We start from the raw sequence: 12458 nt of genomic DNA on the forward strand, positions 1-12458 counted from the left end.
CGTAAAAGTAGAATAAATTGAGATGGAGATGGAACTGCGTAGAAATTACGGATAGTTATGGGAAAGGAATATCTAATTGCTCAAACTGAGTAGGCGCTTCTCGCAAGCGCACACCGATGCCCATTAAGCGAACAGCTAATTGTTTGCGCTCAAAAGCTTGCTCCAACAGTTCATAGAATACATTGACATCCAAGCGACGAGCGCTGGTTTCAATCGTCGTAATGGTAAAATCCGAAAACTTCAGCTTCACGAACAGTTTTTGAATTCGATGAATATTGTCTCCTCCCCCTAAACGAACGGACAGTCGAGAGGTAAGGTGTGGGAGCTCTTGCTGACATTCTTGCAAGGTGCTCATGTCTTCAGAATAGGTGCGCTCTACGCTGACAGATTTTCGCTCTGATCGGGCTTTGACTTCGCGATTATCAATGCCACGTGCAAATCGATAGAGAGTATCACCAAAACGGCCAAACTTTTTAATTAGCTCAGCCTGACTCAGTTCGCGCAGCTCACCGCAGGTATTGATACCTAGATTGCGAATTTTTTGTGCCGTCACTTTGCCTACACCATGAATTTTGGCAACAGGTAAGTGAAAGACAAAATCATCGACATCATCAGGAGTAATCACTTTAATGCCGTTAGGCTTATTCCAGTCGCTGGCAATTTTGGCTAAGAACTTGCTGGGCGCTACTCCTGCAGATGCCGTTAGTTTAGTCACTCGGTAAATGTCATCTCTAATAGCATTGGCTATCAAAGTAGCGCTGCCACGAAACGCTTCGGAGTGAGAGGTATCAAGATAGGCTTCGTCCAATGAAAGCGGTTCTATTTTATCCGTGTATCGAGCCATGATCTGACGAATTTTCTCTGACTCGGCCTTATATTTCTTCATGTTAGGTGGCAAGATAACCAACTCAGGACAGAGCTTGCGAGCATGAGCCGAAGGCATGGCAGAACGAACGCCGTATTCGCGAGCTTCATAACTACAGGTTGCAATCACTCCACGGCGGTCCGAACGACCTCCCACAGCGATGGGTTGTCCGCGATACGTTGGGTTATCCCTCACCTCTACCGCAGCATAAAAACAATCCATATCAATATGAATAATTTTGCGCTGAACGGATTCTTCAGCCATGGTTAGCGGCACCAATAAATGGGATTAAAAAGCACTGTTGGTGATAGGAACTAGACGCGATCAAACTCAAACGCCAGCTCAAACTTGGCACCACCTAGCTCACTGTCATCTATAACAATGGAGCCGCCATACTGATGGATAATTTCTGCAACAACCGATAAACCAATGCCCTGCCCTTCGACCTGCTCATCAAGCCGTTTGCCTCGTTGCAATATATTGATTCGCTTTTCTGGCGGAACACCAGGGCCGTCATCTTCAATGATAATTTTTATTCCATACATTTGCGGAGATTCATTAACTTGCAATGACACCCTTACCTGCGTTGCCGTCCACTTAAACGCGTTGTCTAATATGTTACCCATGAACTCCATCAAGTCGCCCGCATTGCCATAAAAACGAGCAGGCTCGGGCTGGATAAATTCTACGGATAAGGCTTTGCGTGCATACACTTTTTGTAGCGCAGCCAGAATTTTTTCGATGTTTTCGTTCACGTTGACCGACGCCAGCATATGACTTTTTTGTCCAGTCACCGCTCGATTTAACTGGTACTGTACAATCTCATTCATTCGAACGACTTGCTGTGACAGAAGCTTATCAAATTCTTTTTTCGAAATGTCTTGCCCTAAGGAACCCTGAATAACCGCCAGGGGTGTTTTTAAACTATGAGCAAGATTAGACAAAGTCTGACGATAACGTTCGCGTTGCGTTCGTTCCGTTTCAATCAATATATTCAGATTTTGTGTCAAGGGTTTAAGTTCTTTGGGGTACTTAGCACTCAACTGTGTTTGTTCGCCAGATTCTATTTTAGCCAGATCATAAGCGATATGACGCAAAGGACTCAGCCCCCAACGCAATGCGACTAATTGCACGATAAACATGGCCGCAAAGACAAATGCTAACCAACTCCATAAAGTCATTTGGAATTCATCAATCACATCGTATAACTGAGAAGCTTCGTGCAATACAATAAACTGATAAAAGTGTTCGCTGCCATCGTTGCTTTCCCAGATAACTGAATAACGCATACGAAAGTAGCCAATATCGTTGGTAACTATCTGATCAAACTCGAAGTCACCAGGCGCACTTTTTTCGGCCGCAAAACTATTAAGATCCACCGCACTAAAAGAGCGCCAGAGTTCAGTATTATCTTTATCGAGTGCAAATGCATAGTTGCCACTGTCGATCTGATTAAAGGTTTCTTCATGAACAACTTCGGGGATTAACAATTGACCGGGTTTATCTTCGTCGGCTGCGGTTAGGATCATATACATCTGGGTTTGCATACGATCTTGGAGCTGAGACTGTAAACTTTGCTCAAAGGCCTTAACCAGCACCCAGGCAACGGCGCTGGTCAACACGATCAGTGAAATAGAGACCAGTAACGTTAAACGAAATTTTAACGAAGAAAACATACTGTGTTTTTTAGAGTATTATGACTATAAGTTTGGACTGATACGATAGCCTCGACCACGTAACGTATCGATGGGTTGCAAGGTTCCTTCGGGATCCAGCTTTTTGCGTAAGCGTCGTACAAAGACTTCAAGGACGTTGCTGTCTTTATCGTGATCTTGCTCATAAATATGTTCTGTTAGCTCGGTTTTTGAAATGACTTTATCAGAATTCATCATAAGGTATTCGAGCACTTTGTATTCGTAAGCGGTAAGTTCCAGCACTTCGCCATTTACGGTAACACCTTGCGACATGGTATCTAGCTCAATGGGGCCTTTTTTAACCACAGGATTGGCTAAGCCAGCAGAGCGTCGCAGCAGCGCATTGGTTCGCGCCAATAATTCTTCCATCTGAAAAGGTTTTGCCAAATAATCATCGGCCCCAAGCGAAAGCCCTTCGACTTTGTCCTGCCAACGATCACGGGCCGTTAATATCAAAATAGGAAAGGTTAAGTCTTGTTCTCGAACCTTCTTAATCAGGTCCAGTCCATTGAGTTTAGGTAAGCCTAAGTCGACGATGGCCAAATCAATGGGATATTCTCGAGCAAAAAATAGGCCTTCTTCACCATCCGTTGCCTGATCAACTGCAAACCCTTGCTGGTTGAGAGCATCCTTAAGTTGATCTTGCAATGCTTGTTCGTCTTCTACGACTAATATTCTCATACAGATTGGTTCCTTATTACGACCACTGTCTTAATTAACACGAATAACTCTGGCGGTACATCCATCTACATTAATGGTTTTAACCCGTCCCTTAACCAGAATTTTAACTTTATAAACAGCAGGCCCCCGACTGTTTATTCGAGTGGCAGAGAGCGCCTTACCTTTCACTTGCCTTTGTGCGGCTGCTATGGCCTGGCTTTTAGAAATCACTTTACAACTTTTGGCATCCGCTGCACTGGCATTTAACGTGCCCAACATCAACGCACTAATCACCAAAAATGTTAAATACTTTCTCACTTCTAGAATCTCCGCCTACTGGAATTATTATAATAACTAAGTAACACTCGACAGAACGAGGTCATACGAGCGGCTACTACTTAGACAAGTACAGAGTGCCCCGCATCTTGCCCTAGCCATTAGTCATTGTCAATGACTGGCGCTACGCTTACACGAACTCGGATCTCATCACCTGGGTCATAAGGCATTTCGGTTGTGTAATTTCTATCGTTGTATCGATAAACCACACGATAACCAGAAACCCGTTCTCTTTCTACCTCAACATAGCGAGTATCACACACAGTTCTCACACTGCTACGCCCTGGACGTTGATTGGACTTGGCAATATCATTACCAATAGCGCCGCCCAGTACTGCCCCAGCTACCGCTCCAATCTGTTTATTACGCTTACCGTGGCCTATTTCGTTACCAATAGCACCACCAATAATAGTCCCTAGTATGGTTGCGGTTTTACTGGATTTCGGTTTTTCGTAGTGCACGACTTCTCGGCAAAATTCTTCTGGTTCCGTCGAACGAACGATTTCGACCAGAGGTTTTACTTCTAAAACAGTGCCCCAAGCGTAACCTTCATCTCTGTCATAGGCCAAAGCTGGTAAACTCATTACGCTTAATAATAGCCCGTACATTGACTTTTTCATGAATAACCCTTCAAACTTTGCTCAGCTTGGTATCCATTTTAGGGCTATGTAACTGAATGAAGTCTGAACATTTTCCATCCCATCAATTCACTCACAGTGTTCGTGATTGCAACACTTTGGCAACGCAGTTATCCGGCCATTCCAAACATCCGTTTTACAACCATCAGTTTTTGTCGTTGCTGGAAGAGTCAGGGTGTCTGGAGACAGAGAGCGGCTGGCAGCCCTACCATCTGAATCTAGAAGCTCAAGAGCAATCACTGTGTTTGCCCGGTTATCTAAAACATCACTCTTACGGTGAATACGTTTTTGACTGGGATATTGCCCAGCAACTGCAACGAGCCGGTATTCGCTACTACCCCAAGTGGGTGGCCCAACTCCCCTTTACGCCAGTAGAGATGCCTTTGCCAGAGACATCTCCTCTTGTTATGCAGAAGGTATCGGATCGAGTTCAGCAAGAGCTAGAAAACCTGGGGCTCTTTATGGGGCAACTATTGTATCTGCCACAGAGCTGGACGGAACAGCTAGTATCACGAGAGTGGATTTTGCGTCATAGCATTCAGTTTTTATGGCGAAATCGGGACTATACCAGCTTTGAAGACTTTCTCTCACAGCTCAAATTGAAACGACGCAAAAACATTCGTGCCGAAAGAAAAAAGATTGCTCAATCTCAACTCACCATTGAGCGCTGCACCGGAGACAGCATCACCGCAGATTTGATCGCCGCCTTTGTCTCCTTGTACCAATCGACGTATTTAAAAAAATCAGGGCATTTAGGTTATTTGAACGCATCTTTCTTTGAGCGCTGGCTCACTGAATGTGCCGAGCAGTGCTTATTGGTGGTAGCACGAGAAAATGAAAACATTCTAGCCATGTCGTGCATGACCTTTGATGATAGGACTCTATATGGACGCTATTGGGGAATTCTTAGCCCAGTGACTCAGCTGCACTTTGAATGTTGTTATTATCAGGGTATTGAGTTTTGTATTGAACGAGGATTGCAGGCATTTCACCCGGGTGTACAGGGAGAGCATAAAGTCACGCGGGGATTCGAGGCAGAGCTGAGCTCATCTTTCTACTTTACCCGTCACGACGGCCTCAATCAGCAGCTCAAACAGATATATTCTGATGAATCGCTCCAATTGTCGGCCTACCGTGATGAGCTTAATCAACGCTTACCTTTTAAAACCTGAATAAGCTATGCCACCAGCTGTTTTGACATCATATCGAGCACATCTCGCTCTTCAAGCAGAGATTCAAAGCTCTGCATCACTTTAGATTCTTCTAAAGACAAGAGCTCGAGTGTCGATTGGGGCAATTCCATGCGGCAGGCATCGCCAATTTCGATGCGTTTTAATAGCCGGTTCGCCAGCAAGACCAGATTGGAGTAAACCGCGTGCTTACTCCAGAATTCTTCTTTATGGTGCCAACGTACCGAGACTATAAGCTCGTCAGGCATGTGCCAGTTTTTCATTAACCAGGCGCCCATTTCTTCATGAGTAACGCCCAATACAAAATGTTCAATATCTTCGATATGAATATAGGGATTGGCTTCTACGTATCGATTGACCAACAAAAACTGAGGTGGGAACAAGTGACCAAGCAACAAATGGCCAAAGTTATGCAGCAAGCCCGCTAAGTAAGACAGGCCTCTCTCGGGTCTTTGTTTGGGCGGCACTCCCAGGCACAGCTTTTCGACCAGGCTGGCACAATAGACCGACTGCTTCCAGAAGGCTCTGACTCCCAAGGGCCCATCGACGGCGACGTTGAGCGATTTGCCAATGGATATACCCAGCGCCAGGTTCATTACCAGATCAAACCCGAGCACTCGAGAGATGGCTGTCTCAACAGAGTCGATCGTGCCTTTATAACCATAATACGGAGAGCTCGCCCAACTGATAATTTGAGCCGCCAAACTGGGATCTCGGGCCACAATTTCGCCTAACTTTCGAGCATCAGCGCTGGGATCAACTCTTAACTTCATGATTTCTTGAGCAATGTCTGGCATTGCAGGTAAATCAAAGGTTTCGTCAATACGTTGTTTTATTCGAATCGGCGTAAACTGCTGAAGCGCAGCATCATTACAGTCTTCTTGCGCACTACGACCGGAATAGAGCTTTTCTGGGCCACAAGCAAAGGACATGCTTTCAAAAGCCGAGAAGACCAGATCAATAGCACGTCGTTCCAACCTTAGAAAGCCATCACCATGACCTATGTGAATAAACACCTGCTCTTGCTCAAACACACTCGAGTCAACCACACCTTCAAAACCAAATAAATCTGGAACCGGCGGATAATACCCCTGATCACATCCTCTAAAGTATTGCAGAGCCATGGCGTCATCAATGACGTTAAATTCATCAGCTTTCAGATTACGCAAAGCTTCAAAATCTAACAAATGACTGGCGGGTAAAACCGCCATGTATCGCTTGGAATCCCCTTGCAGCAATACACAACGAAGCATTTGATTGGGTTCTACCCCTAAGGTGTCAGCAGCATTTATCAGATGTTTGCATTCCTCCATCTCGACAACTTCAAAATCCGCTTCCCTATCATTGAGGTAATTTTCCAAAGACTTTATTAAGGTCACTACAGACTCCATCAAACGATCACTAGGCTTTATTTAAATATAGCCAATAGATAACCGAGTCGCCTACCCGGATCGCAAAATCTTCGCGCTATCTCAAAAATCAGTTAGAAATCAGAGATTCAGCAGGCTTTTCTTTGATTTCGACCTGTTCAATCTTACTAAATCGATTTGTTATTTTTTTAGCCGAAGTGTGAACCATATCAACATCTTTGGATACCTGGTTGATATGACGAGATAATGAGTCCATGCGTTGTTGGAAACGATCAAAGTCTTGAGCCAGATAACCAAGGTGTTGTTGAATAACATGCACCTGCTCTCGCGTTGCTTCGTCCTTGATCACCGCGCTGGCGGTTGTCAGTATTGCCATCATGGTGGTAGGTGACACTAGCCAGACTTTCTCTTTGTGTGCAAAGTCGACCAGCTCGGAGTGATGACCATGTATTTCTGCAAAGATCGCTTCAGCAGGAATGAACATCATTGCACCGGCCGCTGTTTCGCCCGCAATAATGTATTTGTCTTTGATGTCTCGAATATGCTTTTTTATGTCGAGCTTAAATTGTCGAGCAGCAGCTGCCCTCTCAATATCTGAACGCTCAAAATCGGTCATGCGTTGATAAGATTCCAAAGGAAACTTTGCGTCGATAGCAACATGCCCAGTAGGTTCTGGTAAAAACAACATACAGTCAGCGATTTTATTATTAGATAGTTTATGTTGGATAGCATAATGACCCGCTGGTAATACATTACGAATTAATGCATTGAGCTGGACTTCACCAAAGGCTCCCCGTGATCGCTTATCGGCAAGCACCTGTTGCAAGCTGACAACATTCGATGATAACTCGGTGATTTTTTTCTGCGCATCATCAATCAGTGCCAAACGTTTTAATACATCACTAAATGTTTGCGTGGTTTTTTCGAAACCTTCTGTTAAACGTTTTTCTACCTGTCCGCTGATTTGCTGTAATCGGTCATCGGTGGATTGAGTGAGGCTGGTTAGGCCCTTGGTTACTTGTTCAGTATTTTGGTTAAGGGTATTTTTTAACTCATCGCGGATATCACTCAACTGGGTCCGTAATTCTTCTACCAGTTTTTTCCTTAAGACATCTTGCTCACGCAACGCCGTTGTTTGTGATTGTTGCAGTGATTCCATTAAAGCAACTCTAAAGGTTTCTATCTGACGTTGCTGTTGCATCAACCCTTGGTGGAAGCTTTCTGTCTGGGATTGTTTTAGCCCCTGCATCTGCTCAGCGATCACTGTTTGAAATTGATGCTGCTGTCGCAATAATTTTTCTGCCGTCACACTGGCTTGTTTGTCGAGCTTAAGCTGAAAAGTGCCTAAATGCCGAGTGAGGCTTTCTTTTAACTGCGAAAAGGCATATTGCGTATCTGCGGTTGCCTGAGAGAATCGTTCTAACTGCACTTCTCGAAGCTGTAATAGCTGTTCAGAGAGCTCTTGCTTAATCAGTGATGATTCATGGTGATTTTTGGTTAAGGATGACAAACGCCTTAATATCAGAGACAGCAAAATAAACAGTAGGATGACACTGAAGGCCAATATTCCGATCACACTTTGTTCTAATGTTATGTTATTTATCATGCTCACGTTTCAGTCCTTAATCATTCAATAGGTACTAAATAAACCTCAATAAAAACACGCGAAGTTGGGTCTACCGCATGTCCCACAGCTTATCCAAGTAGTACTTATTAAAACAGTATGTCACAGAACTGGAATAATGTCGAACTTGTCGAGTTAACATACCAATGGCAAAAAATACTTTACTCCAAGGAACACCAATTAACGTGATGGTAAAGGAAACTCAACTGTTTGACTTACAAAACCATCTCTCTGATAAGTCAGACGATGAATATCCAAATAAAAAGAGGATGTGTTCTGTTGTTCTTTACGTTTTACATCAAAGGAATATATGTAACCCTCATCGGGCAAAAACAACTCATTATGAAAGCTCCGCATGAGTATGGGTCCGTCGTATAGAATTTCTCCATCTAATTTAACAATACGATTTTTCTTCCAATCATCATAACGAATAATTAACGCTGGCTCTCCATAGTGGCTTACCTTCACAATAAAAAACTCATCACCAAGACCTCGTGTAGAAATTTCGTATTGTTTCACCTTTTCTGTACATGACAACTCATACAAAGTTATTTCACCACTTCTCACATAACGCCAGTTATTTTCTCGTAATATTACGTTTCCGCTGCTTTCTTGTAACGCGTAGTCAAAAGCCGTTGATAGTGGCCATTCTGGGCTACCGGTTTTATTAGTATGAGCTTTGGCAAAAGAGGTTAAGTCGATCGAACATTTATGCTGATTATTTTTTGTGATGACTTCGATAAAGTCTTCACACGCTTCCATTCTAAAAGACAGAGTTTCTTGTACGTCCAAAGGCAACTTAGACTTAATCGCCATCTCGTTACACTTGGATGGATTAACATAACGCGAAAATAGGTTGGAATGCTCTCCGGTATAAGAAGTTGCTTTTTTCTCTCGCGACACTAGTTCATGACTCAAGATCTCAAATGAAGACTTCGATAGAGAATCAGCAAAAGATACAACCGCCTTCGCCTTACTGACAGAAAGTGTCTTAAATCCTATGTTCCCATGAATTCCAGGTCTGGAAAAAGCAGCGACCTCTTCATCTTTGATTATTAGCGAGAAGTTTTGCTGCTGCTCATCATATAACCCATTAGCATTGAGCGTCTGAGTATGAAAAATACGTTTTTGCTGAACTCCAGAGCAGCCAGCCAATAAAATAGCAACAGAAAAAATGTTTAGAACTTTAACCTTCAATATTTAGTCCAAGAAAAACAGATTTTCTTCACTATGTATCACAGGTTGTACTACTGGGCAATAAATATTACAGGCTGCAAACCTGATTACGCCCTTTGTCCTTAGCCTGATATAAAGCTTCATCAGCGCGCTGCAATGCCTGTTCAAATGAATCCATCAGTTGTGTTATGCCAGATACGCCAATACTGACGGTAGATACCAAACTAACATCACGAACTTTAATATTATTATTCTCTACTGCTTTTCTGATGCGTTCTGCAACTTTTAGTGCACCATCCTGTTCCACAGATTCCAACAGAACGCAAAACTCTTCGCCGCCATATCGTCCAAGCAGATCACCCGGACGCAATTGACTTTTTACTTGCTGGACCAATGCTCTGAGAGTTTCATCTCCTATGTGATGACCGTAACGATCGTTAATGGTCTTGAACCAATCTACGTCGATCATTAACACCGATAAGGGCTGCTGATCATCCTGCGCTCGATTGAATATTCTTTCTGCCTGCTGCATAAAGCTTCTGCGATTATGAGTGTCTGTTAAAGAATCGTGATCGGCCAAATAACTGAGCGCTTTTAGACGAATGGCGTTTACTAATGAGAAATGCGCAAAGAGCTGCACCAGTTGGACAATAAAGAGTCCAATATAGAGAGCAGGCTTTTCTGCTAGCGCATCAAATAAAGTTTCTGGCGGTGTTGAATGCGAATGCATAATGTTCATCACATTGATAGTGAAGGAGATAAGAAATACAGACAATGCAAATAGATAGGCTACTTGTCTCTGATAACGCCACGCTTCCCAGTAAAGAAAGCAAAAATACATGGCTACGGAAGCAGCAACACCACTCATTAACTGAGTGCGAGCATGAGTATTCGGCTCGACAAAATAGTAGTAACTAAAAACAGAGACAAAACCGACAATTAAGCCAGTGTAAAACCATACTGGATGTTTTTTCTTAAGAAAGACAACGTGGCCTATCACAAACAACAGAGTAGAAGCGAAGTAAGCGCTGTTAGCAAGTAATATACCGACTGTTTCTCCCCATACAAACCGAGACATCGCCAAGGGAACAGCAAGTGCGTAAAGGAGCTGAGACCAGAACCAATAACCTAAACCTTTGATTTCTCGATTAACTAACCAGAGAAAGCCGCTGACTAATGCGCCGGTACATGCGGATATAAAGAAAATCAGAAATAATGTGTAGCCATCTATCTGCATTGTGCAGGCTTAATGTCATACCATTGATGGTTCTAGTATAGACGATAAATATCACCTTATAGGCATTGCTCAGTAATTTTGAGGCCTGATTTTGTGAGCTTAAGTGCACTCTTCTGTTAGCGGTTGCTTAAGACGGTAGTCGCTACGCCCAACATTAGAAGCTTTGACGACCGCACATACTTTCTGCATGGATATTAGCCTCTCATAATCGTCATTTGATAGACATATATATGGATAAAAAAGAATACCAGCATCATCAAACTCGACTCTTGGAGAACACATTCCCCTGCCACTAGACTTTGCTAAGCGATCAATGTTTAACTCCAGCTCCTTATACTCATAGGAACTGATATGCTTAATAGCTGGAGCAGCTTCTAGAATTAAAAAAGGAGTGAAGAAAAAGCCGACAAAGGCGATCACCAGAGTGGCTTTAACATTTCTCTGGTCAGGATCAGGCTTAGAAAAATGAAATGATAGAACAAATAAAATCCATACAAAAACAGAAAGCGTAATGTTCTTTACAGTCAATGGAAGTATCGAGAAAAAACCATTGGTAAAAATTGAAGACATGACCAGAGCAATAAAAAACACTCCACACATTAATCGACACAGACGACTTAATATCGTTTTTTGTTCTTTTATGTCAGACATTATTCGCTACTTATTCCAATTAAACTTATACTCGATTAACCAACTCTTCCTAACAGATGCTTAGCAATAAGAGCTATCCAGAATTACAGTAAATGAACAGGAAACAGCTCGCTATTTATCAACTTTAATAATGGATGAATAGCAAGCCTACTGAAGAACCTAAATCAGTATTTGGCAACTTGAACTTATTTTACTTTAAAGATTCCAATAACCACACAAATCACTCCGCCCACCATTCCAGCCCAAGCTTCAATTGGAGTGTCGCCGCTTAATGCGCGTGTGATTTGCGAGCCTGCTGAGTCATAGATGTTATATCCCCAAAAAGCCAGCGCGACTCCCACAATGATTAATACAATTCCAATGATTTTATTATTCATATATGACCTCAGTTTTTAAGAGTAATCGTTTTTATGCAACGCCTATATTCCCTCTTCTAGTCAATTACTTAATAGTTCTTTCAAGAACTCCCCTCAAAAAGTAAGGACTAATAAAAGTAATATGCCCTCAAAGTAGCATACTCACAGTGGGTTATACCACAAAATTAAGAGACTAATTAATACTCGATTTTGATGCAATAGATTCTAACAACGGAATATCTCTGATGAATGACTCACCATCTATGTAAAATCCACATAACAAAATTTGATTTAAGCCAATCGCGCACCATCGTGAACATCCGAGTCTGGTACAGCGAGCACAACAGAACCATCTTCTCTATGAAACCCAGTCACCAGACATTCAGACATCACAGGACCAATCTGTTTAACTGGAAAGTTAACAACAGCCACCACCTTTTTGTTGAGTAACTCATCTTTAGTGTACAAGTCAGTTATTTGAGCGCTGGATTTCTTGATTCCAATCTTGTCACCAAAATCTACTTTCAGTTTGTAGGCAGGATTTCGTGCTTCAAGAAAGTCTTCCACTTCGACAATAGTCCCGACTCGAATTTCCACTTTTTGAAAATCATCCCAACTAATGTGACTCATAGTTTTAATCTCTTATTAAATGACGCATTCA

At 42.7% G+C, this 12458-nt stretch carries 13 protein-coding genes; 1 reads left to right on the plus strand and 12 read right to left on the minus strand.

Going from position 1 to position 12458, the window contains the following annotated elements; all coding sequences use genetic code 11:
- Positions 1 to 55: 55 nt before the first annotated feature.
- From dinB to NH399_RS04235, 5 genes are all read right to left on the minus strand, one after another.
- Positions 56 to 1129 (minus strand): DNA polymerase IV, encoded by a 1074-nt coding sequence (gene dinB, locus NH399_RS04215; protein ID WP_253037184.1) that lies wholly within the window; start codon positions 1127 to 1129, stop codon positions 56 to 58.
- 50 nt (positions 1130 to 1179) lie between these two features.
- Complete coding sequence (locus tag NH399_RS04220; RefSeq protein WP_253037185.1) at positions 1180 to 2541, minus strand: ATP-binding protein; 1362 nt, start codon at positions 2539 to 2541, stop codon at positions 1180 to 1182.
- A gap of 24 nt (positions 2542 to 2565) precedes the next feature.
- Positions 2566 to 3240, minus strand: coding sequence for a response regulator transcription factor (locus NH399_RS04225; protein ID WP_253037186.1), 675 nt, complete (start codon positions 3238 to 3240; stop codon positions 2566 to 2568).
- A gap of 30 nt (positions 3241 to 3270) precedes the next feature.
- Positions 3271 to 3537: a PepSY domain-containing protein gene (locus NH399_RS04230; protein ID WP_253037187.1), complete on the minus strand. Its 267-nt coding sequence runs from the start codon at positions 3535 to 3537 to the stop codon at positions 3271 to 3273.
- A 119-nt stretch (positions 3538 to 3656) separates the two neighbouring features.
- Positions 3657 to 4175: a glycine zipper 2TM domain-containing protein gene (locus NH399_RS04235; RefSeq protein WP_253037190.1), complete on the minus strand. Its 519-nt coding sequence runs from the start codon at positions 4173 to 4175 to the stop codon at positions 3657 to 3659.
- Positions 4176 to 4231: 56 nt separating this feature from the next.
- Between NH399_RS04235 and NH399_RS04240 the strand changes: the two genes are divergently transcribed.
- Entirely contained in the window at positions 4232 to 5365 is a 1134-nt protein-coding gene (locus NH399_RS04240) for a GNAT family N-acetyltransferase (protein WP_253037192.1), read from the plus strand.
- A 5-nt stretch (positions 5366 to 5370) separates the two neighbouring features.
- On the opposite strand, the gene NH399_RS04245 is transcribed toward NH399_RS04240, so the two are convergent.
- The 7 genes from NH399_RS04245 to NH399_RS04275 all read right to left on the minus strand — a co-directional run bounded on the left by NH399_RS04245 (position 5371) and on the right by NH399_RS04275 (position 12427).
- Positions 5371 to 6762, minus strand: a complete 1392-nt coding sequence (locus NH399_RS04245; protein ID WP_253037194.1) for an HDOD domain-containing protein — start codon at positions 6760 to 6762, stop codon at positions 5371 to 5373.
- 100 nt (positions 6763 to 6862) lie between these two features.
- Complete coding sequence (gene rmuC, locus NH399_RS04250; protein WP_253037195.1) at positions 6863 to 8359, minus strand: DNA recombination protein RmuC; 1497 nt, start codon at positions 8357 to 8359, stop codon at positions 6863 to 6865.
- 198 nt (positions 8360 to 8557) lie between these two features.
- Entirely contained in the window at positions 8558 to 9574 is a 1017-nt protein-coding gene (locus tag NH399_RS04255) for a hypothetical protein (protein ID WP_253037196.1), read from the minus strand.
- 67 nt (positions 9575 to 9641) lie between these two features.
- Complete coding sequence (locus NH399_RS04260; protein WP_253037198.1) at positions 9642 to 10790, minus strand: GGDEF domain-containing protein; 1149 nt, start codon at positions 10788 to 10790, stop codon at positions 9642 to 9644.
- 99 nt (positions 10791 to 10889) lie between these two features.
- A complete protein-coding gene (locus NH399_RS04265) occupies positions 10890 to 11441 on the minus strand; it encodes a hypothetical protein (protein ID WP_253037200.1) in 552 nt (183 codons plus the stop codon).
- A gap of 185 nt (positions 11442 to 11626) precedes the next feature.
- On the minus strand, positions 11627 to 11818 hold the full coding sequence (locus NH399_RS04270) for a DUF3185 family protein (protein WP_253037202.1): 192 nt from the start codon (positions 11816 to 11818) through the stop codon (positions 11627 to 11629).
- Positions 11819 to 12088: 270 nt separating this feature from the next.
- Positions 12089 to 12427 (minus strand): tRNA-binding protein, encoded by a 339-nt coding sequence (locus NH399_RS04275; protein WP_253037203.1) that lies wholly within the window; start codon positions 12425 to 12427, stop codon positions 12089 to 12091.
- Positions 12428 to 12458: the final 31 nt, after the last annotated feature.

The sequence above is a fragment of the Pleionea sp. CnH1-48 genome, assembly GCF_024124665.1.
In the GTDB taxonomy this organism is placed as follows: Bacteria; Pseudomonadota; Gammaproteobacteria; order Enterobacterales; family Kangiellaceae; genus JAMXSB01.